21 protein-coding genes and 2 pseudogenes are annotated in these 23,271 nt (G+C 68.4%); 4 read left to right on the forward strand and 19 right to left on the reverse strand.

The window, feature by feature from the left end; translation table 11 throughout:
• Nucleotides 1-135: 135 nt before the first annotated feature.
• The 6 genes from mutM to BLR21_RS23750 all read right to left on the reverse strand — a co-directional run bounded on the left by mutM (nt 136) and on the right by BLR21_RS23750 (nt 3,656).
• Nucleotides 136-993, reverse strand: a complete 858-nt coding sequence (gene mutM, locus BLR21_RS23725) for a bifunctional DNA-formamidopyrimidine glycosylase/DNA-(apurinic or apyrimidinic site) lyase (protein ID WP_090008422.1) — start codon at nt 991-993, stop codon at nt 136-138.
• Nucleotide 994: 1 nt separating this feature from the next.
• Nucleotides 995-1,195 (reverse strand): hypothetical protein, encoded by a 201-nt coding sequence (locus BLR21_RS23730; protein WP_030479711.1) that lies wholly within the window; start codon nt 1,193-1,195, stop codon nt 995-997.
• Between the two features lie 8 nt (nt 1,196-1,203).
• Nucleotides 1,204-2,007, reverse strand: a complete 804-nt coding sequence (gene rnc / locus BLR21_RS23735; protein ID WP_030479712.1) for a ribonuclease III — start codon at nt 2,005-2,007, stop codon at nt 1,204-1,206.
• Nucleotides 2,008-2,023: 16 nt separating this feature from the next.
• On the reverse strand, nt 2,024-2,206 hold the full coding sequence (gene rpmF / locus BLR21_RS23740; protein ID WP_030479713.1) for a 50S ribosomal protein L32: 183 nt from the start codon (nt 2,204-2,206) through the stop codon (nt 2,024-2,026).
• Between the two features lie 2 nt (nt 2,207-2,208).
• On the reverse strand, nt 2,209-2,790 hold the full coding sequence (locus BLR21_RS23745; RefSeq protein ID WP_090008424.1) for a YceD family protein: 582 nt from the start codon (nt 2,788-2,790) through the stop codon (nt 2,209-2,211).
• A gap of 149 nt (nt 2,791-2,939) precedes the next feature.
• On the reverse strand, nt 2,940-3,656 hold the full coding sequence (locus BLR21_RS23750) for a DivIVA domain-containing protein (RefSeq protein WP_030479715.1): 717 nt from the start codon (nt 3,654-3,656) through the stop codon (nt 2,940-2,942).
• 121 nt (nt 3,657-3,777) lie between these two features.
• Between BLR21_RS23750 and BLR21_RS23755 the strand changes: the two genes are divergently transcribed.
• On the forward strand, nt 3,778-4,218 hold the full coding sequence (locus BLR21_RS23755; protein ID WP_338061067.1) for a GNAT family N-acetyltransferase: 441 nt from the start codon (nt 3,778-3,780) through the stop codon (nt 4,216-4,218).
• Here BLR21_RS23755 and coaD read toward each other — a convergent pair.
• From coaD to BLR21_RS23775, 4 genes are all read right to left on the reverse strand, one after another.
• Entirely contained in the window at nt 4,215-4,697 is a 483-nt protein-coding gene (coaD, locus tag BLR21_RS23760) for a pantetheine-phosphate adenylyltransferase (RefSeq protein ID WP_030479717.1), read from the reverse strand. The two genes, BLR21_RS23755 and coaD, sit on opposite strands and share 4 nt — an antisense overlap.
• A gap of 53 nt (nt 4,698-4,750) precedes the next feature.
• Complete coding sequence (rsmD, locus tag BLR21_RS23765; protein ID WP_090008428.1) at nt 4,751-5,305, reverse strand: 16S rRNA (guanine(966)-N(2))-methyltransferase RsmD; 555 nt, start codon at nt 5,303-5,305, stop codon at nt 4,751-4,753.
• A gap of 455 nt (nt 5,306-5,760) precedes the next feature.
• On the reverse strand, nt 5,761-6,834 hold the full coding sequence (locus BLR21_RS23770) for an MBL fold metallo-hydrolase (RefSeq protein ID WP_090008430.1): 1,074 nt from the start codon (nt 6,832-6,834) through the stop codon (nt 5,761-5,763).
• A 126-nt stretch (nt 6,835-6,960) separates the two neighbouring features.
• On the reverse strand, nt 6,961-10,338 hold the full coding sequence (locus tag BLR21_RS23775; protein WP_090008433.1) for a pyruvate carboxylase: 3,378 nt from the start codon (nt 10,336-10,338) through the stop codon (nt 6,961-6,963).
• Nucleotides 10,339-10,657: 319 nt separating this feature from the next.
• On the opposite strand from BLR21_RS23775, the gene BLR21_RS23780 reads away from it, so the two are divergent.
• Nucleotides 10,658-11,893, forward strand: coding sequence for a hypothetical protein (locus BLR21_RS23780; protein WP_143027850.1), 1,236 nt, complete (start codon nt 10,658-10,660; stop codon nt 11,891-11,893).
• 119 nt (nt 11,894-12,012) lie between these two features.
• Here BLR21_RS23780 and BLR21_RS23785 read toward each other — a convergent pair whose 3' ends face one another.
• From BLR21_RS23785 to BLR21_RS23795, 4 genes and pseudogenes are all read right to left on the reverse strand, one after another.
• A complete protein-coding gene (locus tag BLR21_RS23785) occupies nt 12,013-13,524 on the reverse strand; it encodes an alpha/beta fold hydrolase (protein WP_256334896.1) in 1,512 nt (503 codons plus the stop codon).
• 369 nt (nt 13,525-13,893) lie between these two features.
• Nucleotides 13,894-15,558 (reverse strand): annotated as a pseudogene (locus BLR21_RS43230) (helicase-related protein); the annotation flags it as partial.
• A gap of 1,020 nt (nt 15,559-16,578) precedes the next feature.
• Nucleotides 16,579-17,076: pseudogene (locus BLR21_RS43950) on the reverse strand (OB-fold nucleic acid binding domain-containing protein); the annotation flags it as partial.
• A gap of 14 nt (nt 17,077-17,090) precedes the next feature.
• Entirely contained in the window at nt 17,091-18,701 is a 1,611-nt protein-coding gene (locus BLR21_RS23795) for a DAK2 domain-containing protein (protein ID WP_090008441.1), read from the reverse strand.
• A gap of 148 nt (nt 18,702-18,849) precedes the next feature.
• Between BLR21_RS23795 and rpmB the strand changes: the two genes are divergently transcribed.
• Entirely contained in the window at nt 18,850-19,041 is a 192-nt protein-coding gene (gene rpmB / locus BLR21_RS23800; protein ID WP_030467945.1) for a 50S ribosomal protein L28, read from the forward strand.
• A gap of 19 nt (nt 19,042-19,060) precedes the next feature.
• Here rpmB and BLR21_RS23805 read toward each other — a convergent pair whose 3' ends face one another.
• The 5 genes from BLR21_RS23805 to BLR21_RS23825 are packed head-to-tail and all read right to left on the reverse strand — an operon-like array spanning nt 19,061 to nt 22,924.
• Nucleotides 19,061-20,236 (reverse strand): MFS transporter, encoded by a 1,176-nt coding sequence (locus BLR21_RS23805; RefSeq protein ID WP_176929764.1) that lies wholly within the window; start codon nt 20,234-20,236, stop codon nt 19,061-19,063.
• 26 nt (nt 20,237-20,262) lie between these two features.
• Nucleotides 20,263-20,937 (reverse strand): uracil-DNA glycosylase, encoded by a 675-nt coding sequence (locus BLR21_RS23810; RefSeq protein WP_030479726.1) that lies wholly within the window; start codon nt 20,935-20,937, stop codon nt 20,263-20,265.
• Between the two features lie 20 nt (nt 20,938-20,957).
• Nucleotides 20,958-21,479: a gamma carbonic anhydrase family protein gene (locus BLR21_RS23815; protein ID WP_030479727.1), complete on the reverse strand. Its 522-nt coding sequence runs from the start codon at nt 21,477-21,479 to the stop codon at nt 20,958-20,960.
• Nucleotides 21,480-21,489: 10 nt separating this feature from the next.
• Nucleotides 21,490-21,945 (reverse strand): GNAT family N-acetyltransferase, encoded by a 456-nt coding sequence (locus BLR21_RS23820; RefSeq protein WP_090008445.1) that lies wholly within the window; start codon nt 21,943-21,945, stop codon nt 21,490-21,492.
• 10 nt (nt 21,946-21,955) lie between these two features.
• Nucleotides 21,956-22,924, reverse strand: a complete 969-nt coding sequence (locus BLR21_RS23825; RefSeq protein WP_090008447.1) for a thiamine-phosphate kinase — start codon at nt 22,922-22,924, stop codon at nt 21,956-21,958.
• Between the two features lie 97 nt (nt 22,925-23,021).
• Between BLR21_RS23825 and BLR21_RS23830 the strand changes: the two genes are divergently transcribed.
• On the forward strand, nt 23,022-23,255 hold the full coding sequence (locus tag BLR21_RS23830; RefSeq protein ID WP_090008449.1) for an Lrp/AsnC ligand binding domain-containing protein: 234 nt from the start codon (nt 23,022-23,024) through the stop codon (nt 23,253-23,255).
• Nucleotides 23,256-23,271 lie beyond the last annotated feature (16 nt).

The following is a 23,271-nucleotide window of genomic DNA, read 5'->3' on the forward strand; positions in this document are numbered from 1 at the left end:
GTACTACGCAGTGCGCAGTACTGTCTAACGCGCGTTACGGCTTCGAGATTTGAGACGCGGAACAAGGGTTTGACTACAGGACGCTCAGGCGCGTGCGCAGGTTGTCAGCACGTCGTGGAGCAGGGAAAGAAAGCCTCAAGCCCTGGGGCGAGGCTGGCACCGCGGGCACGAGTACGAGGACCGGTTCATGAACGGCTCACGGATGATCGCCGCCCCGCACCGCTTGCACGGCCGGTTCTCCTGGCCATAAGCACTCAAGGACCGATCGAAGTAACCGGACTGCCCGTTGATGTTGACGTACAAGGCGTCGAACGACGTCCCGCCCTGGCCGAGCGCCTCACGCATCACGTCGGTGGCGTGGTCCAGCAGCTCGGCGGCCTTGGGTTTCGTGAGCTTGTCCGTCATCCGGGTGCCGTGCAGCTTCGCGCGCCACAGGGCCTCGTCGGCGTAGATGTTGCCGATGCCGGACACGAGGGTCTGGTCCAGCAGGGCACGTTTGATCTCCGTGTGACGCAGGCGCAACGCGCGCACGGCAGCATCACGGGAGAACAAAGGGTCCATGGGGTCGCGCGCGATGTGCGCGACCGAGTCGGGCACCAGGGTGCCGTCGACCTCGACCAACTCGGCCAGCGCGAGGCCGCCGAAGGTGCGTTGGTCGACGAAACGAAGCTCTGGTCCGCCGTCGTCGAACCGGAAACGGACGCGCAGATGCTTCTCGTCGGGGGCCGACGAGGGCTGGACGAGCATTTGGCCGCTCATGCCCAGGTGAGCAAGCATGGCGGCCTTGTCGGCCAGTTCGACCCAGAGGTACTTGCCGCGGCGCCTGGCAGCGGCCATTGGCTGGCCTGCCAGGCGCGCGCAGAAGTCCGAGGAACCCATGTCGTGCCGGCGGATGGCGCGTGGGTGCAACACCTCTACCGAGGAGATGACCCTGCCGGCGACGTGGGCTTCAAGGCCGAGGCGTACTACCTCGACCTCTGGGAGTTCGGGCACGTCAGGCTTCGGACTTGCCCTCGTCGACGGGCTGTGCGTCGATCACGGCGGCCTGCGGCTTGGTGGGCTTGAGCACCCATACCCCCGCGCGGCTCGTGTCCCTGACCAGCACAAGGCCCTGGATTCCTCCGCTGCGGGAGGTGTTCACCGGGCCGCGAGCGGTGCGCGTGCGGCGGTTCGTGCGGTTCCTGGTCGCATACATTTGCGGTCTCAGTCTTCCTCGGTTGGGGAGATCCCTGGCGTCACCGAGGCGCCATTCTGTCCGTTCTTGACCCCGACCGACTCCTGCTCGGCCTTGGCCCGTTCCGACAGAACATGATAAGCCGCTTCAGCGGCTTTCTGCTCGGCTTCCTTCTTGGTGCGCCCATCACCCTTGCCGTAAGGCTGGCCACCGACGAGCACCGTTGCGGTGAACTCCTTGCGGTGATCCGGCCCCTGGTCGTCCACGCGGTACTCCGGGACGCCGAGACTGGCTTGAGCGGTGAGCTCCTGCAGGCTTGTCTTCCAGTCCAGTCCAGCACCCAAAAGCGGAGCTTTGGCCAAGAGCGGATCGAACAGCCGGTGAACGAACGTTCGTGCGGTATCGATACCGAACTGCAGGTACACCGCACCGATGACGGCCTCGAGGCCGTCAGCGAGAATGCTTGCCTTGTCCCTGCCGCCGGTCAGCTCTTCGCCACGACCGAGCAACAGGTGTGCACCAAGCCCACCGTCACCGAGATCACGCGCCACGCCGGCCAGTGCGTGCATGTTGACCACGCTGGCACGGAGCTTCGCGAGCTGACCTTCGGGAAGGTCGGGATGGGTGCGGTAGAGGTGGTCGGTGACGACCAGCCCCAACACCGCGTCTCCCAGGAACTCGAGACGCTCGTTCGGCGGCAGGCCGCCGTTCTCGTATGCGTAAGACCGGTGGGTGAGTGACAGCACGAGCAGCTCGGCGTCCAGGTGGACGCCGAGCGCTTCGAGCAGGTCCGCGCGGTCCGCTTGCGGTGCGCGCGGCGGCTTTCCCCCCACTACGTCGCCGAGGAGATCAGGCCGGCTGAGCGACCTGGCGGCCAGCGTACTGACCACAGGCCGGGCAGGTGATGTGCTGCGGCTTCGGCTGGCGGCAAGCCTTGTTGGAGCACGCCACCAGGTGCACGGCAGACGTCTTCCACTGGGAACGGCGCGCACGGGTGTTCGAACGCGACATCTTCCGCTTCGGGACGGCCACGACTACTTCTCCTCCGAGTTGTCATCGCTGAACCGCTCTTGCAACGCGGCCCAACGAGGGTCAATCGTCTCATGCCCGTGGTCGGGCCCGAGCTCCGCCCACCTGCCACCACACTCGGGGCAGAGCCCCTTGCAGTCCGGCTCGCAGAGCGGCGCCTGCGGCAGCGCGAGAACGATGGCGTCCCGCACCACAGGCTCGAGGTCGATCAGATCGTCGACGATCCGCATGACCTCGTGTTCATCAGTGGTCTCGTCCGTGGTGCTGTCCGGCCACGCGTAGAGCTCCGTGATCCGGACTTCAACCTCATCGGTGAGCGGCTCGAGACACCTCGAGCACTCCCCTTCGACCTTCGTGGACGCTGTCCCCGACACGAGCAGGCCCTCCACGACCGATTCGATCAGGAGGTCGAGCTCGACTTCCCCGCTCTCGGGCACCGCGATCACCCCGAGCAGCCCCACACCTTCGCCGGGGACCGACCTCACGAAGGGTCGGCTCAGACCGGCGCGACGGCCGATGTCCCTGGTGTCGATGACCCAGGGACTGGATGCTGTGGGACGCGTGGACGCGTGACGATGCTGTGTCATGATTTTCGGGTTTTGCCGGCGGGGACCTACCACGTCCAGCCGGTCCAGGGTACGGGACGACGCCCCCGCGCGTGAAATCGCCAGGTGATCGCACCTGTCCGACGTAGCGCGAATCACACGTTCAGTCGACCCGGGACCGGGCTGGTTCGTCAGGAACCGTAGTCGAACGGCGCCGCGGCACCCGCGACCGCCGGTCCGCGCAGGTGCGAACGGCCCTTGCCGACCGACCTGAGCGTGTGCGCGAGGAGGTCCTCGAAGTCCGCGAGCTTGCCGTCCACGTACGCGTCGCACTCCGACCGCAGCCGGATGGACTCGTTCTGGGCGGCGTCGAGCAGGCGTGCCGCCTCGGCGTGCGCCGTCCGGACGACCTCCTGCTCGTTGACGAGCCTGGCCTGCTCGGCGCGACCGTCCTCGGTGGCGCGCTCGTAGTTGGCGCGGCCCGCCTGGATCATGCGCTCGGCCTCGGAGTGCGAGCGACCCACCAGGTCGTCGTACTCCTGGCGGCCCGCGGCCACGGTCCGTTCGGCCTGATCCTCCGCCTCGGCGATCATCCGCTCGGCACGGGCGCGCGCGTCGGACAGCATCGCCTCGGCCTCGGCCTGCGCCTCGGCGAGCATGCGATCCGCGTCGGCGCGTGCCTTGGACACGCCGGACTCCGCCTCGTGCTTGGCCTTGCCGACGACCTCGTCACGGTGGTCCAGCACGTCCTGCGCGTCGTCGAGCTCCGCGGGGATCGCGTCGCGTACGTCGTCGAGCAGTTCGAGCACATCGCCGCGCGGCACGACGCAACCCGAGGTCATCGGAACTCCGCGCGCTTCCTCGACGATCGTGACGAGCTCGTCGAGTGCCTCGAACACCCGGTACACGTCTCACTCCCTAACCCCTGTGACTCCCACCCACAAGTGTGCCCTGCCGATCTCTTCGGGAGAGGGAGATCGGCAGGGCGTGTCAGGATTTGGCCACATCCAGCCGGGGAGAAACGTGAAGATCACAATCAGGCGGGCGGTAGCCGCCGATGTCCACCCGATCGTGGCAATGCTGGCCGACGACCCACTCGGCGCGCAGCGGGAGAAACCCGGCGATCCGGCCTACCTGAAGGCGTTCGAGGTGATCGACGCCGACCCGCACCAGCACCTGGCCGTGGCCGACGCCGGCGGCGAGATCGTGGGCACGCTGCAGCTGACGTTCACGGCGGGCCTGTCACGCCTGGGCATGACCCGCGCGACCGTGGAGGCCGTACGGGTCCGCTCCGACCAGCGCGGCAACGGCCTCGGCGAGCACCTCGTCAGGTGGGCGATCGACGAGGCGCGCGCACGCGGTTGCGGCATGGTGCAGCTGACGACGGACGCGTCACGAGCGGACGCGCACCGGTTCTACGAACGGCTCGGTTTCACCGCATCGCACGTCGGAATGAAGCTCGCGCTCTAGCGAGTCTCGGCGAGGCGCTGCTGCAACCGCTGCTCGATGGACGCGGGCAGCAGCGTCGAGACGTCGCCACCGTACGTAGCGACCTCCTTGACCAGCGAGGACGCCAGGTAGGAGTACTGCGGGCTGGCCTGCATGAACAGCGTGTCGACACCGGTGAGCTGGTGGTTCATCTGCGCCATCTGCAGCTCGTAGTCGTAGTCACTGACCGCGCGCAGGCCCTTCACGATGGCCTTGATGTTGTTCTCGCGGCAGTAGTCGACCAACAGGCCGTGCCAGGAGTCCACGCGCACGTTGTCCCACTGCGCCGTGACCTCGCGCAGCATCTCCTGCCGCTCCTCAACGTCGAACAAGGTGCGCTTGTTCTTGTTGATGAGCACAGCGACGACAACCTCTTCGAAGAGGTGCGCGGCTCTCCCGATGATGTCCAGGTGACCGTTGGTTACCGGGTCGTAGGAGCCGGGGTACACGGCACGCGTCATGAGCCGGACGTTAGCACCCGATCGGACGCCTCCAGGCGTGTCCGTGGTTCTCGTCACCCATCAGCACGCACCTGAGCCCAATACACGGCCGTGTCCCCATAACGCTTGGCACGCAAGGCTTCCACCTCTTCAGGCCACGCTGGTTCGCCACTTCGCGAAGCACGTTCCACGATCAAGATGGCGTCCGCAGTGAGCCGCGGCACGATCCCTTTGAGCACCTTGGCGAGCTCGTCATCGCCCACGGCATACGGCGGATCGGCGAACACGACGTCGAACTTCTCCCCCTCGGCCATGACATAAGCCTCAGCCGTACGGTTGACAATGGTCGTGTCCGCGAACCCAAGCTCCTTGGCATTACCTTTGAGCACGTCAGCGGCCCGCTTGTCAGACTCGACGAACGTGGCATGCGCCGCTCCCCGACTCAACGCCTCAAAGCCAAGCGCCCCCGACCCGGCATACAGGTCAAGCACCCGCGCCCCGTCGAGGTCGACCAACGCCTCCAGCGAACTGAACAGCGCCTCCCGCACCCGCTCGGACGTGGGCCGCGTGCCCTTGGGCGGAACCTTGAGCCTGCGACCTCCCGCGGTCCCGGCAACAATTCGAGTCACCCGCCTATCGTCCCAGGCGATCCCGTCCGCATGACCCGCCGCCTCCGAACGCGATGCCGTAGGCGAGCCGTCCTTACCGCGCGGGCCAGGCGGTGGGGTCCCATCACGAGTCGCGCCATAGCACTTGCTGCACCTGAGGGGTGAGGTCAAGTCGACACGCTTTTCGTCGACTTGACCTCACCCCTCAGGTGTGGCCCGCTCTTGGCTCGGCTCGTGATGGGACCCCACCGCCAACGCAACTCTCTAAGCAACGCGCGGCCGCCCGACGCAACTGGCGTGCCATCAACCCGCCCGTGGCGTGGACCCCCTGATCAGATTGCCGGGGTCTGGGGCAGAGCCCCAGGGGAAGCACGCAACCGCAAGCTCGCCGCCCGCAAGGTGACCACCCACCCGGCCGCGGCACGCAAGCCCGGAGCCCGGCCACGCCCAGCCCCCGTCACCACCCGCCGAACACCTCAGGCGAGCGCCTGCCACCACCCATCAACCTCACCAGGCGAATCAACATCAACCCGCTCCCCAGGCCGAGGCACAGCCAACGCCACCCCACCAGCCTTGGCCTCCCGCCAAATCCGGTCAATCGGCTCCCCCCAAGGATGAAACCCAAGGTTGAAAGTAGCCCAGTGCACCGGAATCAACAGCCCACCACCAAGATCGTCAAACGCCCGAACCCCTTCCTCAGGCGTCATATGGATGTCCGGCCAAGCGTCGTCATAAGCACCAACCTGCATCAACACAGCGTCAAACGGCCCGTGCGCCACCCCGATCGCCTTGTACCCCTCGAAATACCCGGTGTCCCCGCTGTAGAACACCGAACGCGACCCACGCTTGATCACCCAGGAAGCCCACAACGTGACGTTGCGCTGCACCGAACGCCCAGAGAAGTGCTGGGCAGCAGTGCAGGTGAGCACAAACCCGTCCACAGAGTGCGACTCGCCCCAGTCCAACTCGACGATCCGAGAAGCGGGCACGTCCCACCGAGCCAAGTGCGCCCCAAGCCCCAACGGCACAACGAACACCGCGGAAGTGCCAGACGTCAACGCCTGCACGGTCTGCATGTCGAGATGGTCGTAGTGATCATGCGAGATAACCACGGCGCTCACAGCGGGCAGATCCGACAACTGGTGCGGAACCGGGTGCAGCCGCCTGGGACCAACGCGCACGGAAGGCGAGACGCGGTCACTCCACACAGGATCGATGAGCACCGCGGCGCCGTCGATCTCGATCAGCGCGGAAGCGTGGCCGTACCAGGTGATGTGCAGGCCCTCGGACACCGGCGCGGCGGGTCCCACGAGCGGGACCGCGACGGACGGCTTGCGGTCCTCGCTGCCGAAGACGAAGTCGCGGATGGAGAACGAGTCGCGGTCAGGGACCGTGCGGACTTCCTTGTCGTTGTGGAACTTCCCGTCGCGGTAGCGCGGTGATCGCGCCATCCGGACCGGGTCGGGCTTGCCGCCCAGTTGCTTCGGCACGTCCTTCAGCGCCCATGCCACCCCTGCCAGGCCGAGCAGGCCGGCCAACGCCTTCTTCATGATGCGAATCCCTCTTCCCTGTCCCCGTGACCGGTGCAACGCAGGGAATCGTCGTGGAGTTCCGCACTCCTCGCACCACGAAGGCCCGGCCTCGACGACGAGACCGGGCCCTTCGGGATCAACGACCTACTCCAGGACGATCAGGAGGTCGCCGCCTTCGACCTGCTGGGCGCCGCGCAACGCCAGGCGTCCGACGACACCGGCCTTCGGGGCGGTGATCGCGGCCTCCATCTTCATGGCCTCGATCGTCGCGACGGTCTGACCGGCGTCGACCTGGTCGCCCTCGGCCACCGTGGCCGTCACCACGCCGGCGAACGGGGCCGCCACGTGGTTCGGGTTCGAGCGGTCGGCCTTCTCGGCGGCCGGGATGTCGGCGGCCACCGAACGGTCGCGGACCTGGATCGGGCGCATCTGGCCGTTCAGGGTCGCCATGACCGTGCGGATGCCTCGCGCGTCGGCCTCGGAGATCGCCTCCAGGCCGATCAGCAGCCGCACACCCGGCTCCAGGTCGACGGAGTACTCCTCGCCCGGACGCAGGCCGTAGAAGAAGTCCTTGGAGCGCAACACCGACGTGTCGCCGTAGGCGTCGCGGTGCGTGCGGAACTCCTTGGTGGGACCGGGGAACAGCAGCCTGTTCAAGGTCGCCCGCCGGTCGTCGACGAGACCCGCCTCGTCCTGCGCGGAGAGCTCCTCGACCGGCTTCGGCGCGGGACGACCGGCCAGCGCCTTGCTGCGGAACGGCTCCGGCCAGCCACCGGGCGGGTCGCCCAGTTCGCCGTGCAGGAAGCCGATCACCGACGCCGGGATGTCGAACTTGCCGGGGTCCGCCTCGAAGTCCTTGGGCGAGACGCCCGCGCCCACGAGGTGCAGCGCGAGGTCGCCGACGACCTTGGACGACGGCGTCACCTTCACGAGGTGGCCGAGCATGCGGTCGGCGGCCGCGTACATCGACTCGATCTCCTCGAACTTCTCACCGAGGCCGAGCGCGACGGCCTGGGTGCGCAGGTTCGAGAGCTGACCACCGGGGATCTCGTGGTGGTAGACGCGGCCGGTCGGGCCGGGGATGCCGGACTCGAACGGCGCGTAGATCTTGCGCACCGACTCCCAGTACGGCTCCAGGTCGCAGACGTTCTGCAGGTCGAGGCCGGTGGAGTGCTCGGTGTGGTCGGTCAGCGCCACGATCGACGACAGCGGCGGCTGCGACGTCGTGCCCGCCATCGACGCGGTCGCGCCGTCGATCGCGTCCACGCCCGCCTGGATCGCCGCGAGGTACGTCGCCAGCTGGCCACCCGCCGTGTCGTGCGTGTGGAGGTGGACCGGGACGTCGAACTCCTTGCGCAGCGCGGTGATCAGGCGCGACGCGGCCGGAGCCCGCAGCAGCCCGGCCATGTCCTTGACGCACAGCACGTGCGCGCCGGCGCCGACGATCTGCTCGGCCAGCTTCAGGTAGTAGTCCAGTGTGTACAGACGTTCGTCCGGGTTGGACAGATCGCTCGTGTAGCAGAGCGCGACCTCGGCGATCGCCGTCCCGGTCTCGCGCACGGCCTCGATCGCCGGGCGCATCTGCTCGACGTCGTTCAGCGCGTCGAAGATCCGGAAGATGTCGATGCCGGTGTTCGTCGCCTCCTGCACGAACGCCTTGGTGACCGCCTCCGGGTACGGCGTGTAGCCGACCGTGTTGCGGCCGCGCAGCAGCATCTGCAGGTTGATGTTCGGCACGGCCTCGCGCAACGACGCGAGCCGCTCCCACGGGTCCTCCGCGAGGAACCGCAGCGCCACGTCGTAGGTCGCGCCGCCCCAGCACTCCAGGGACAGCAGCTCCGGCGTCATCCGCGCGACGTGCGGCGCGACGGCGAGCAGGTCCTTGGTGCGTACTCGGGTGGCGAGCAGCGACTGGTGGGCGTCGCGGAACGTCGTGTCGGTGACGCCGACGGCCTTGCTCTCCCGCATCCACCGCGCGAAGCCCTCGGGGCCGAGCTCGGTGAGCTTCTGCTTGGAGCCGGCGGGCGGTTCGGCGTTGAGGTCGATGACCGGCAGCTTCTCGCGCGGGTCGACCGCGGTCGGGCGGGTGCCGTTCGGGTGGTTGACCGTGACGTCGGCGAGGTAGGTCAGCAGGCGTGTGCCGCGGTCGGCCGAGTGGCGCGCCGTCAGCAGGTGCGGGCGCTTCTCGATGAACGACGTGGTGACGCGGCCCTCGTAGAAGTCCGGGTCGTCCAGCACCGCCTGCAGGAACGGGATGTTCGTGGAGACACCGCGAATACGGAACTCCGCGATCGCACGGCGCGCACGGGCGACGGCGAGCTCGAAGTTGCGGCCGCGGCACGTCAGCTTCACGAGCATCGAGTCGAAGTGCGCGCCGATGGCCATGCCCGCGCCCGCCGTGCCGCCGTCGAGGCGGATGCCGGAACCACCCGGCGAGCGGTAGGCACTGATCGTGCCGGTGTCCGGGCGGAAGCCGTTGGCCGGGTCCTCCGTCGTGATGCGGCACTGCAGCGCCGCGCCGCGCAGCTGGACGGTCTCCTGGGACAGGCCCAGGTCCTCCAGCGTCTCGCCGGACGCGATGCGCATCTGCGACTGCACCAGGTCGACGTCGGTCACCTCTTCCGTGACCGTGTGCTCGACCTGGATGCGCGGGTTCATCTCGATGAAGACGTAGTGGCCCTGCGGGTCGAGCAGGAACTCCACGGTGCCCGCGTTGCGGTAGCCGATGTGCCGCGCGAACTTCACCGCGTCGGCGCAGATGCGGTCGCGCAGCTCGGGCGCGAGGTTCGGCGCGGGCGCGATCTCGATGACCTTCTGGTGGCGCCGCTGCACCGAACAGTCGCGCTCGAAGAGGTGGATCACGTTGCCCTGGCCGTCGGCGAGGATCTGCACCTCGATGTGGCGCGGTTCGACCACGGCCTGCTCGAGGAACACGGTCGGGTCGCCGAACGCCGACTCCGCCTCGCGCGACGCCGCCTCCAGCGCCTCACGCAGCGCGGCCGGTTCGTCGACCTTGCGCATGCCCCGGCCACCACCGCCGGCGACGGCCTTCACGAAGACCGGGAAGCGCATGGTCTTCGACGCCTCGAGCAGCTCGTCGACGTTCGACGACGGCTCGCTCGACTCCAGCACCGGCAGCCCGGCCTCGCGGGCGGCGGCGATGGCGCGCGCCTTGTTGCCCGTCAGCTCCAGCACCTCGGCGACGGGGCCGACGAACGTGAGACCTGCCTCACGGCACGCCATCGCGAGTTCCGGGTTCTCCGACAGGAAGCCGTAACCGGGGTAGATCGCGTCGGCGCCCGCCTTGCGGGCGGCCTTGATGATCTCTTCGACGGAGAGGTAGGCGCGGACGGGATGTCCGGGCTCGCCGATCTCGTAGGACTCGTCCGCCTTCAACCGGTGCAGCGAGTTCCGGTCCTCGTGAGGAAAGACGGCGACCGTTCCCGCGCCTAGTTCGTAGGCGGCGCGGAACGCGCGAATCGCGATCTCGCCGCGGTTGGCGACAAGAACCTTGCGGAACATCCGTGCCCTCCCGGTGTTACTCGGCAGCCATCAGTCGTGGCACGTTACCGTGCGACTCTTGCCTGTTGGGAGAACCGTCCCACGTGATGGGTGTCATCCTGATCGGTCTTGTTCACCCGGATTCTCGCGTGGTGAGAGCAAAGTGGATACCCACCACCCGGTCAGACTGCGGCCGGTAGTGGGTTTAACCAGATCGAGTGACGATCTTCGCGACTATCTCGGTAGGGTGAGCCATATGGCCGGGGCTGATGGAGCCGGGCAGCCTACTGCCCGCACACCGCATTTCGACGTTGTCCTTCGTGGTTACAACCAGCGACAGGTGAACGAACGAGTCACCCGCTTGGAGTTCGACCTCAAGAACTCGAACCGCGCCCGCGACGCGGCCGCCGCGCAGGTGGGAGAGCTCACCAAGCTCCTGAACTCGATGCGCGCTGACCTAGACAAGAGCAAGATCCAGCTCCAGAACCTCGCCACCAGTCCGGTGAGCGCGTCGAACGTGACCGAGCGTGTCCGCGTGATGATGAGCCTGGCCGAGGAAGAGATCGCGGACATCCGCAAGGACGCCCTCGACAAGGCCGCCGCGACGCGGGGTGAGGCCGAGAAGTGGGCGGCCGGCCAGCGCGAGGCCCACCAGCGCCTGCTCGCCGAGACCGAGGCACGCCGCAAGCAGCTCGAGGTGAACTACCAGCAGCGCCACGCCGAGCTCGACCAGCAGACCGCCGGCCGCAGGTCGGAGCTGGAGGCGGAGCACGCGGCACTGCAGGCGAAGCTCGGCGCCGAGCACGAGGCCCTGGTCGCCGAGGTGCGCGCGAACGGTGAGCACCTCGCCGCCGAGTTCGAGAAGAAGTCGGCCGACCTGGACGCCCACCGCGTCGAACTGGACGCCAAGTACAAGGCGTACCACGACGAGCTGGACAAGGAGTACGACAGCCTCAAGGCGACGCTGACCGCGGAGCACCAGAAGCTGATGGCGGACGCGCGGGCCGAGGCCGAGCGGATCGCCGCCGACGCGGAGGCCAAGCGGACCGCGGCGCTGCAGAAGCTCGACAGCGAGCTCCAGGCCAAGCAGGAGGAGGCCGCGAAGGTCCTCTCCGACCTCGAAGCCGAGACGATCGCTCGCGCCGAGAAGACCACCACCGAGGCGTCCGAGAAGGCCGTTGCCCTGGTCAGTGCCGCGGAGGAGAAGGCGGCGACGACCCTGCGCGAGTCCGAGGAGAAGGCCGAAACCACCGTGCGCGAGGCCAGCGAGAAGGCCGTCACGCTCGTCCGCGACGCCGAGACCCGGACGTCGGCGCTGGTGCGCGACGCCGAGGAGAAGACGGCCGCGGCCGTCGCCGAGGCGGACCAGCGCGCGGCCGCCGCGGCCGAGAAGGAGTCGTCGCTGCGGTCGGCGCACGACAACCTCGCGACGCAGTTCCACGCCGCGCAGGCAGCGGTCGAGGCAGCGATGTCGGTGCTCAAGCCGCTGGAGGACGTGAACGGCGACGACGAGCCCGTCGCGCCTTCCGGTGAGCAGAAGACCGAGCAGCTGCCGAAGCCGCGGCAGAAGGACTGAGTTCTACCCGGGGAACGGCGGCAGGCTGCTCGTGGCCCAGCCCGTGTGGCAGCCGCCGTTCGCCGCGAAGTCGCTCGCGAACCCTCAGCGGTGAAGGCACCGCGCCTCTCGGCCCACGGTCACCGCGGGGCGAAGTCGGTGCAGTCGATCTTCTTGTCCGGAAGCCGGCCGGTGGCCAGGAACGTCACCGTCGTCTCGTCCACGCACGTGGAGCCCTGATCGAAAACGTAGTGCCCGCCGTTGTCCGCGCCCACGAACGCCGCTCGCTCGCCGAGGACCTCGTACAGCCCGAGGCCGTCCTCCCACGGTGTGGCGTTGTCCCTGCGGTTCTGCAGGATCAGCGTGTTGCGCGGCCCTTCGTCCGTCACGCGGACGGGTTCTTCGATCGGCTTCGGCCAGAACGCGCACGCCCAGATGTTGGCGGGCATGCCCGCGGTGAGTGGCCAGGTCGCGCGGTCCGCGGCGGTGCGGCGGGCGTACTCGTCGACGTCGCCGGACCACGATGCGTCACCACAGGTCAGTGCCAGGAACATGGTGGCCTGGTTGTCGGCCGGCACGCCGGGGGTCGGCGGCGGTGCCGCGAAGACCTGCTGTAGCACCTGGCCGTCCGCCTCGGTGAGCGTGCCGCCGGTCAGGCCTGCGGCGGCCTTCCAGAACTGCGCAAGCATCGGGAGGGTGTCGTTGTGCAACAGGAGGCTGTAGGTGACGGTGCGCAGCATCGAACCCGTCAGGGACTGCGGGGTGCCGGGGACGGGCGCGGGGGTGCGGTCGAGGCGGTCGGCGAGTGCGATGTACTTCCGGGTCACCTCGCCGACGGTGCCGCCCAGTCCGAGCGTGGCGTGCTGCGCCGCGGCAACCCCTGCCGCGTCGGAGAAGCGTTCCGACATGGCCTTGCCCCAGTTGTCCTTCGCGTGGGCCCAGACCTTCGTGGGGTCGACGTTGCCCTCGAGGACCACCCGGTCGGCGCGCTCCGGGAACAGTGACCCGTAGACGGTGCCGAGGTACGTGCCGTAGGACTGACCCCAGTAGGAGATCTTCTCCTCACCGAGCGCCGTGCGGATGCGGTCCATGTCGCGGGCCGTGTTGGCGGTGGTGAAGTACCGGAGCTTCTCGCCCGCGTTCTTCGCGCACCGGCCGGCGTCGGCGCGGGCGCGCTCGACATTCGCGGCGATCGAGCCGTCCGCGGCCGGGTACGGGAACAGGCCGGCCAGAGACGGGTCGTCGAGGCCACAGCTCTGCGGGGTGCTGTGCCCGACCCCACGCGGGTCGAAGCCGATCAGGTCGTAGGCCGCCAGCACCGGCGGCGGCAGCGTCGGTGCCACGACACCCGGTGTGTCCAGGCCGGGCAACGCCGGGCCGCCTGGATTCAGCATCAGGACACCGCGGCGGTCGCTGGACTTCGCGGCCGGCAGCTTCGAGACGGCCACCTCGATCTTCTCGCCGCCGGGATTGCGGTAGTCCAGCGGAACCTTCACCGTGGTGCAGGTGAGGCGAGGGTCGCGACTGACGCCCTCGGCCAGCACCGGGCACGTGCCCCAGGTGATCGGCGTGGCCGCCTCGGCAGTGACCGGTGACTTCGCGTCTTCCGGAGCGGCCCCACAGGCCGCCACCGCGGCGATGGTGAGCGACACCGCGCACGCCACCCTGGTGAACCTTCGGGGGATACCGGTTCCTGCTGACCGTTGCATCGTCTTCAACGTCCTCGACCTCGATTGTCGGCGTACCACGACGCACTGACGTCGTCGCCAACGAAACCTATGGAAGACCGCGATGCAACGAATCCCCTTGGCGTGGACACTGTCCTGTAGTCCTCACGGGGGACAGGGCGCCGACTGGCCGTCGTCCCGCGTGACCCCCCGATAGGGCGAACGCGGAGTTCGCCGCCCGCATCGAACTCACCGCCTGGCAACACAACCAGCGCGGAGTCGACTGGCAGCTCACCACCGACGAACACGCGTCAAACTCCGCCGTGTACCACCAGAGTTGGCCGCGGCACTCTGCTAGGTCTTCTCCAGGAACTCGGCGCGCTCGTCTGTCAGCAACGTCGCCACCATCCCCGCGAGGCCGGGGTGCCGCTCCAGGTCCGGGTCCGCGTCCACGACCTGCTGGGCGGCCGTGCGGGCGTCCGCGATGATGTCCTCGTCGCGCAGCAGGGACAGCATCTTCAGGCCCGAGCGGCGGCCTGACTGGGCGGCGCCGAGGATGTCGCCCTCGCGGCGCAGCTCCAGGTCCAGCTGGGCGAGTTCGAAGCCGTCCAGAGTGGACTCGACGGCGCGGAGGCGTTCCATCGTCGCGGTCATCTCCGGCATTTCGGTGACCAGCAGGCAGAGGCCCGGCGCGCTGCCGCGGCCCACCCGGCCGCGGAGCTGGTGGAGCTGCGAGACGCCGAAGCGGTCCGCGTCCATGATGGCCATGACGGTGGCGTTCGGGACGTTGACGCCCACCTCGATGACGGTGGTGGCCACCAGGACGTGGACCTCGTTGGCCGAGAAGGCGCGCATCACCGCGTCCTTCTCCTCGGGGGGCATGCGGCCGTGCAGGATCTCGATTCGCAGGCCGCGCAACGGGCCCGCGGCGAGCATGGTCGCCACGTCGATCACGGACAGGGCCGGGCGCTTGTCCTCGTCGTCGGACTTCGCCGGCTCCTCGTCGCCGATGCGCGGGCAGACGAAGTACGCCTGGTGGCCCTTCGCCACCTCCTCGCGCACGCGGGCGAACGCCCGGTCGAGCCAGGCGGGCTTCTCGCGGACGGGCACCACCGAGGTCTTGATCGGCGAGCGGCCTCCCGGCAGCTCGCGCAGGGCCGAGACCTCCAGGTCGCCGTAGACCGTCATGGCCACCGTGCGCGGGATCGGCGTCGCCGTCATGACCAGCACGTGGGGGTTCTCGCGTTCGCCGCGCGCGCTCAGGGCCGCTCGTTGTTCCACGCCGAAGCGGTGTTGCTCGTCGACCACGACGAGGCCCAGGGAGTGGAACTCCACCTTCTCCTGGATGATCGCGTGCGTGCCGACGACGATGCCCGCCTCGCCGGTCACGATGTCGAGCAACGCCTGACGGCGCTGGGCCGTGTTCATCGAACCCGTCAGCAGCGTCACGCGCGTCGCGTCCTCGGCACCGCCCAGCTGGCCTGCCTGGGCGAGGTCGCCGAGCATCTCGGTCAACGAGCGAGCGTGTTGTGCCGCAAGGACTTCCGTGGGCGCGAGCATCGCGGACTGGCGGCCCGCGTCGACGGCCTGGAGCATCGCTCGCAACGCAACCATGGTGTTGTGGGTGACCACAAAGTGGTCGGTGACGTAGAGCTGGTCAGGGTGTGCGACGGAGATGCACTGCACTGGCTTGCGGCCGACGAACTCGACCGCACGGATCGCCCGCACAGGCTTCTCGTACTTGGTGCGTTCCTTGACAAGCTCCGCTTTCCGAGAGAGACGGAACGGCGGGAACTCGTTGGGCAGACGAAGGCTGACCAGGTGGTACGTGTTTCCCATCTTCTCGACAGGGCGGACTCTGCCCGTGCCACCCAGTGACTCCGCCAGCCAGGACACCTGATCAGCGAGCCGTGGTGACGCCGACAGGAAGGTCACGTTCGAACCATAGTCGTGATCGAGCGTGCCATCGGTGTCCAGCAGCCCCTGTAGCAGCGCATGCCGAACCTTCACCGGGGCGATCAGATAGTTCTCGGGCAGGAACTTGTCCCTGGCACGGTGACCGTAGACCCCGAGAGTCCGCAACGCGTTGAGAACCGGGTTCGTGCCCTTGCGACATCCGTTCACAAACCAGTCGTACTTGTTCGCCCACTCAGGCTTGACGAGGTGTGCACCCTTCGGAAGAGCCGCCATCATTTCTACGAGCAACTCCGGATCAGCGCTGGTGAACATGACTCTTCCGTTGAGCAGAGAGCCGTCTCCGATCAAGAGCCCCAGCACGTACGGGTCCAGCGGCCGGTCGGTCACACAGTCCAACTCCGGTGCTTCCACCACGGGCAGGTGCCACTTCGACGACCTGTTCGCTGTTGTCAGGTCGTCGCGGATCTCCCGCAACGTCAGCACTTTGAGCGGATTTCCTCGGTGCCGGCGCACAGTCGTGTTCACGGCCCACAAGTGCTCGAGATCAGACTCCACACTGCGCCCATCAGAGAGCACTACTCGATAGACATCTCGCTCGCCTTGGGGAAAAACCCCGGTCACGACGGTGATCTCGCCGTTGGGCGCGATCACCTCGTCCCCGACTCGAACCTCGCCCATCTTGATGAAACCGGTCGGCGTGAGAACGAGCGAGTCAAGCGGTTGAGCCTTGCCCGAGCCGACCTCGCCTTGCAGGAGGCGGTTCATCGGCACGGTGGATTCCAGGTCCGACGCGATCGTCTCGCCGACCTCCACCTGGCCCGCCGTCAGCGTGAACGGCAGCCGCGCGTCGAACGCGTCCAGGATCCCGCCGGACCTACGCGCACAGGCGGGCGCCGGCCGGGCCGTCGAAGCCTTGCGGCGCTGGGCGAGGGCGAGCTGCACGGCCAGCGCCTCGTCCCACTTCAACCGCAGCTGCGCGACGGAGATCTGCGCCCAGCTCTCCGGCCGGTGGATCGCCCGCAGCGCGTCCTCCAGGCCGATCAGGCCCTGCTCCTCGCGGAAGTCGGCGGGCAGCGGGTCCTCCGGCACGCCGTCCCAGACCTCCAGGAGCTGCTTCACGCAGTTCGCGATGTTCCACGTGTTGATGTGCTGCGACGCCGGGTAGATGGGCAGGAACGCCTGCAGGAACGACGACCCGTCCTGCTCCGCGGTGAGCACCTCGAACGCCGGGTGCACCAGTTGCAGGTTCTGCCGGTAGCGGCCCACCTTGCCGGCGAACAGCGCGCGCGTGCCCGGCAGCAGCTCCTGCTCGGCGACGAACGCCGGCTTGCCGAAGAACACCAGGTGCAGCTCGGAGGTGCCGTCGGTGATCACGGCCTCCGTCATCTGGCCGCGGCGCGCCTTCATCTGGCGCTTCTGGCACTTGCGGACCTCGGCCTGCACCGTGACGTGCTCGTCGATTTCCAGCGACCTGATGTCGGTCAGCTTCCCGCGCTCGTCGTACCGGCGCGGGTAGTGACGCAGCAGGTCACCGACCGTCGTGAGGCCGAGGCCGGTCTCCAGTGCGTCGGCGGACTTCTTGCCGAGCAACGGCTGCAGCTTGTCGTCGAAGGAGATCATCGCGCCCTATTGAACTACTCGACACCGACAAAAATCACCGTGTCCGGCTGTCCACCCGGATACGCCGTCACCTCGACCTCCGGATGGGTGACCCGCACGTGGTCCTCCAACACGTCGGCCAGGCCTTCGGGCGCGTCCGCGCCGAGGATCACGGTCACCAGCTCGCCGCCGCCCGCCAGCATGCGGTCGACCAGCCGGCAGGACAGGTCCATCAACGACTCCGGCGCCGCGGGGCCCGGTTCGATCAGCACGACCTCGCCGTCCAGCATGCCCAGCAGGTCACCCGGCTGGCAGCGGCCCACCCACGTGAGTGCCTCGTCGGCGGCGATCGAGAGTTCGCCACGGCGCGTGGCGGCGGCGGCCTCGGCCATCGCGACAACGTCGTCACCGGCACGCCTGGAAGAGTCGTGCACCGCCAACGCCGCGAGGGCCTGCACGGGCGAGAACGTCGGCACCACCACTACGTCCTGCCCTGCGGCCTGCGCGTACGCCACGGCCTCGTCCAAGGCCTCGCGGAGGTCCGGATCACCCGGCAGTACCGCGACGTGACGCGCGCGCGTCGACACGATGGCCGACACCAGGTCCGTGGGCGTCGCCGAAGAAGAAGCGAGGTCGAACACCGTGGCACCCTCCGCGCGGAACAGGTCCACGGCACCGCTCACCACCACCACGATGGCCCGGTCACGCACGAACCGTGACGCCTGCGCGGCGATCTGATCGGCGAACCGCGCCACGGTAATGCGGTGCGGACGCCCCGCGCGCACACCCGACTCGACGGCCGCACCGATGTCGTTGCAGTGCACGTGCACGGTCCACAGCGAGACGCCGTCGCCCACCACCGACACGCAGTCGCCCAGCCCGTTCAACGTGGCGCGCAGCTCGGCGACCGCCTCCTCCGAGGTGCCGTCGAGCAGGTACATGACCTCGTACTCGAACTCAGACGACCCGCTCTCGCGCTCGGTCGTCAGCGATTCCGGCGTGCGCGGCAGCAACGGCGCGTCCATCGGTGTCTCCACAGTCTGGCCGGTGATGACCGCGGCCAATGTGTCCAACAACACAACGAGCCCTCGCCCGCCGGCGTCGACCACCCCGGCCCTGGCCAGCACGGCGAGCTGACGCGGCGTATCGGCCAGTGCGACGGCACCCGCGCGCGACGCCGCCATCACCACGTCGTCCAGTTCGTCCGACGCGCAGTCACGAGCGGCCTCGGACGCCGCGTGCAGCACCGTCAGAACGGTGCCGGCAACCGGCTTGGACACAGCGGCGGTGGCCAGCTCATCAGCCCGATGCAGGCCTTTGCGCAGAGACGTGCCGGTGACCAGGGAGACCTCCTGCACGGTCTCGGCCAGGCCCCGGAGCACCTGGGACAGGATCACGCCGGAGTTCCCGCGCGCCCCGGCCAGCGCGCCGCGGGCGAGCGCCGACAGCGCGTCCCCCACCGTCGACATGGGCGAGCGCAGCAGCGCGTCGAGCGCCGACTGCATCGTGTGCAGCAGGTTCGTGCCTGTGTCACCATCCGGGACGGGGAAGACGTTGATCTGGTCGATCGACTCCCGATTAGCGTCCAACGACCGCACGCAGGCGTCTGCCCATCTGCGCACCGCGACCGCATCCATGACCTGCATGGCGGCGAGAGTATCCACCCGGTTTGGCCGAGGGTGAGGCCACCGGCTACCCTCATTGAGTTGCCGTGCCCGGTTGAGGCTTGTGCACGCTTGCGCGCCCACCGGGACGCGAGACTTACCGCTTGAGGAACCTGAAGGAGTGGCTGACGTGGCTGCCGTGTGCGACGTCTGTGGCAAGGGGCCGGGCTTCGGCCATTCGGTTTCGCACTCCCAGCGGAAGACGAACCGCCGCTGGAACCCGAACATCCAGTCTGTGCGCGCGAAGGTCTCGGCCTCGCAGCGCCAGCGGATCAACGTGTGCACGTCTTGCCTGAAGGCCGGCAAGGTCGTGCGCGGCTGATCACCGCCACAGATCGTTTTCAGTTCGAAGAGAGCTCGGCTACGGCCGGGCTCTTTTCGCGTTTCAGGGCACGGCACACGAACACCAGGCAGGCGACACCGCTGAGCAACGCCCCGGTGCCGCCGAGCGCGAACACCGCCCGAGGCCCCATGACCAGCAACAACCCGCCCGCGGCAGCCGTCCCGAGCAGGTTCGCGCCGGTCACCATCGACCCGACCGCGGCGAACGCCCGTCCGCGCATCTCCTCAGGCGTGCGCAGCCGGACGATGGCGTTCATGGTCACGTTGCCCACACCGTTCGACACGCCCCCGATCAACCAGCCGGTCCCCGCCGCCACGACGAACGGGAACGTCGCCGGGATCAACACCGCGACGCCCGTGGCGACGCCGGACATCGCGAGCCAGTAGGCGACCTCCGGCACGGTCTTCAACCGCGCCACCAGCCGGTTGCCGAGCAGGATCCCGACCATCCAGCACGCCTGCATCGCACCCAGCACGAACTCGTCGCCGTGCAGCACGTACCGCACGAACGCGGGATCGGCCACGTTGATCACCACGACCGCGCCGACGACCAACGCCAGCCCGATGATCGCCGCGAACAGCACGGGATCCAGCCGCACGTGCCGGATGCCCGCCAGAGCACTGGGACGCGCGGCGTGCTCACCGGACGGCCTGCGTTCCGACCGCACGAACACGAGCAACGCGGCATAGGCGATGAAGGTGCAACCGTCGATGAGCAACGCGGCGGGGTGGCCGAAGATCCCGGCGAGCACCGCGCCACCGGTCACACCCGCGATGTTGCCGACGCTGCGCGCGGTGCCGAGCCACGCATAACCACGCGTCGCTTCTTCCTCACCCGCGATGTGCGGAACAAGCGCGGACGTGGCGGGCACGGCGACCGCGCGGCCGCAGCCCGACACGAACACCAGCGCCACCACGAAGGCCGGCTGCCCCATCAACGGCGCGATGGCCGCGATCGCGACGCCCTGGCACAGCAACGCGGTGATCAGCAGGCGGCGGTTGGGCAGCCGGTCGACGAGCGCGCCGGCCAGAGGCGCCCCGAGCACGAGCGGAAGCAGCTCGGCGACGAGGATCGCGGCGACCAGCAACGGGCTGATCGGCGTCGCCCAGAACAGCAACACGAGCAACGACAACGAGTTGCCGAATTCGGAGACGGCCGCTCCCGCGGCCGTCAACCTCAGATCACGTCTTGCCTGGGGAACTACGGAAGTTTCCAGTCGATCGGGTCCGCGCCCTGCTTCTCCAGCAGTTCGTTGGCACGGCTGAAGGGCTTCGAACCGAAGAACCCGGCGTGCGCGGACAGCGGCGACGGGTGCGCGGACTCGATGGCGGGCAACGGTTCGAGCAACGGACGCAGGTTGCGCGCGTTGCGGCCCCACAGGATCGAGACCAGAGGTGCGTCACGAGCGGCGAGCGCCTTGATCGCCTGCTCCGTCACCTTCTCCCAGCCCTTGCCCTGGTGGGAGTTCGCCTTGCCGGGCTGCACGGTCAGCGCCCTGTTGAGCAGCAGGACACCGCGCTCGGACCACGGCGTCAGGTCGCCGTTGGACGGCAACGGGTGCCCGAGGTCCTCGGCGTATTCCTTGTAGATGTTGATGAGCGACTTGGGAATGGGCCGCACGTCGGGGGCCACCGAGAACGACAGGCCGACCGCGTGGCCGGGCGTCGGGTACGGGTCCTGGCCGACGATCAGCACCTTCACCTGGTGGAACGGCTGCTGGAAGGCACGCAGCACGTTCTCGCCCGCGGGGAGGTAGGTGCGACCGGCGGCGACCTCCTCGCGCAGGAACTCACCCATGGCGGCGATCTGGTCAGCAACGGGGGCGAGAGCTTCAGCCCAACCGGCTTCGACAACTTCGTTGAGGGGACGAGCCACGGCTGTGAACCCTATCTCACTCAATCCAGCCGACGGAGCTTCTCCCGGTACAAAGCGATGTTCTGAACGTATTTCTCGACGATGAACGCCCAGGCCTGTTCCGGCACAACGTGCCCGGCACGTTCGCGCGCGGGAACCCCCAGCACCATCGTGCGTTCGCGGACGTGGCCGTCGAACGAGACCACCGCGCCGGCGCCGACGATCGCGCCCTTCTCCACGATGGAACCGTTGAGCACCACCGAACCCGAGGCGATCAGGCATTCGTCGGCGACGGTCGCGCCCTCGATGTGCACGTTGTGGCCGATGACGCACGACGACCCGATGTGCACCGGGTGGACCTCGGTGCAGTGGATGACCGTGCCGTCCTGGATCGACGTGCGCTCGTCCACGACGATGCGCCCGTAGTCGCCGCGCAGCACGGCTTGCGGCCACACCGACGAGAACGCGCCGATGCGCACGTCCCCGATCACCGTCGCGTCCGGGTGCACGTACGCCTCCGGGTGGATCTGCGGCGTGTAGTCCCCCAGCGCATAGATGGCCATGCGGCCGAACCTACAACGACTTCCCGAAGCAGCGACTCTCCGGGTGGTCGCGGTACACGCCGAAGTTGTCGATCCGCTCGTATCCGCTGGACGTGTACAGGGCGATCGCCTCGGGCTGGCGCAACCCCGTCTCCAGCACCATCCGCTGCAGGCCCGCCTCGCTCGCGGTGACTTCCAGATGCGCGAGCACGAGCCGTGAGAGGCCCTTGCCGCGTGCGGAGTCGATGACGTACATCCGCTTGATCTCGGCGGCGCCGGCCAGCTCGTCGTTCACGCGCCAGCCGCCACAGGCGACGGGTGCGTCGTCCAGGTAGCCGATGACGAAGTAGCCGAGCGGCGCGGCGAACTGCGCCGGATCGACCGGCGTGACGTCGACGTCGCCGTAGCGCTCGACGTAGACCTGCTGGAGGTCGGCGATCATCTTGACCGAGTCTGGATGGTCATACGCGCGCGTGCATAGTTCCACGGATTGAATTCTACGCCCGCCAGTGCTCCCAGCCAGGAGGTTTTTCGTAGTTCCTGCCGTCGACCGTGACACCTTCGCCCGCGCGGACCGTGCCGATCGTCGTCCAGCCGGGCGGCACCGCCTTGGGGCCGGGGAACGTCGCCGCGAGGGCGTGGTCCTCGCCTCCGGTCAGCGCCCAGTGCCGCGCGTCCCCGCCGAGCGCCGACGCGACGTCGAGCAGGCGCGGGTGCAACGGCAGCAGTTCGGTGCGGATGTCGATCGCCACGCCGGAGGAGTCCGCGATGTGGCTCAGGTCCTGCAGCAGTCCGTCCGAGACGTCGATCATCGACGTGGCGCCGGCCTCGGCGGCCCTGGGCCCCTCCTCGTACGGCGGCTCCGGGGTGCGCTGGGCGTTCACGATGCCGACCGGGGAACGGAATCCACGACCGAGCACGGCGAGTCCCGCGGCGGCCCAGCCGAGCCTGCCGGTCACCGCCACGACATCTCCCACGAGCGCGCCGGACCTCGTGACCGGCTCGAGTCCGTTCATGTCGCCCATGGCGGTGATCGAGATCACGAGTGTGGCGGAGCTGACCATGTCGCCTCCGACGATGCCCGCGCCCGCCTTCGCCGCCTCGTCCCACAGCCCCGCCATGATCCCCTCGACGACCGACGCGGGGGTGTCCGCGGGACAGGCGAAACCGACGAGCAGCGCGGACGGCAGCGCTCCCATCGCGACGACGTCGGCGAGGTTCACGGCAGCCGCTTTTCGGCCCACCTGCTCGGGACTGGACCAGTCGAGTCTGAAGTGGACACCCTCTACGAGCAGGTCCATCGAGGCCACGACCCGTCCGTCCGGGACGGCGACGACGGCCGCGTCGTCACCCGGACCGAGGATGGTCGTCTCCGGCTGCGCCCGACCGGTCGTCACCCGGTGGATGAGGTTGAACTCACCCACATCGGCGACCGTCTCCGCGTCGCGCGGCGGCTCCGGACGCAAAGTTGCCTCCCAATCTGAGCATTCGGAACCCCGACTGGGGTACGTTGCGTGACACGTTCCTACCCCGACCCAACCTGTCGCGACGAAGGGGCACGCCGTGGTGCATGCATACATCCTCATCCAGACCGAGGTCGGCAAGGCCGCCGCAGTCGCCTCCGAGATCTCCGGGATCACCGGGGTAGCCACCGCAGAGGACGTCACCGGTCCTTACGACGTCATCGTGCGCGCCGAAGCGGAGACCGTCGACCAGCTCGGCCAGCTCGTGGTCGCGCGCATCCAGAACGTCGAAGGCATCACGCGGACACTGACCTGCCCGGTGGTTCATCTCTGACCCGTGTTGTCATAAC

Origin of the sequence: Lentzea albidocapillata subsp. violacea (assembly GCF_900100275.1) — a bacterium.
In the GTDB taxonomy this organism is placed as follows: Bacteria; Actinomycetota; Actinomycetes; order Mycobacteriales; family Pseudonocardiaceae; genus Lentzea; species Lentzea violacea.

Bases quoted from the DNA above. Each gene is read 5' to 3' on its own strand.
- BLR21_RS23730 (WP_030479711.1), bottom strand. From the start codon at position 1,195: ATGTATGCGACCAGGAACCGCACGAACCGCCGCACGCGCACCGCTCGC.
- BLR21_RS23745 (WP_090008424.1), bottom strand. From the start codon at position 2,790: ATGACACAGCATCGTCACGCGTCCACGCGTCCCACAGCATCCAGTCCC.
- coaD (WP_030479717.1), bottom strand. From the start codon at position 4,697: ATGACGCGTGCCGTGTACCCCGGCTCCTACGACCCGGTAACCAACGGT.
- BLR21_RS23770 (WP_090008430.1), bottom strand. From the start codon at position 6,834: ATGAAGAAGGCGTTGGCCGGCCTGCTCGGCCTGGCAGGGGTGGCATGG.
- BLR21_RS23775 (WP_090008433.1), bottom strand. From the start codon at position 10,338: ATGTTCCGCAAGGTTCTTGTCGCCAACCGCGGCGAGATCGCGATTCGC.
- BLR21_RS23795 (WP_090008441.1), bottom strand. From the start codon at position 18,701: ATGCAGGTCATGGATGCGGTCGCGGTGCGCAGATGGGCAGACGCCTGC.
- BLR21_RS23815 (WP_030479727.1), bottom strand. From the start codon at position 21,479: ATGGCCATCTATGCGCTGGGGGACTACACGCCGCAGATCCACCCGGAG.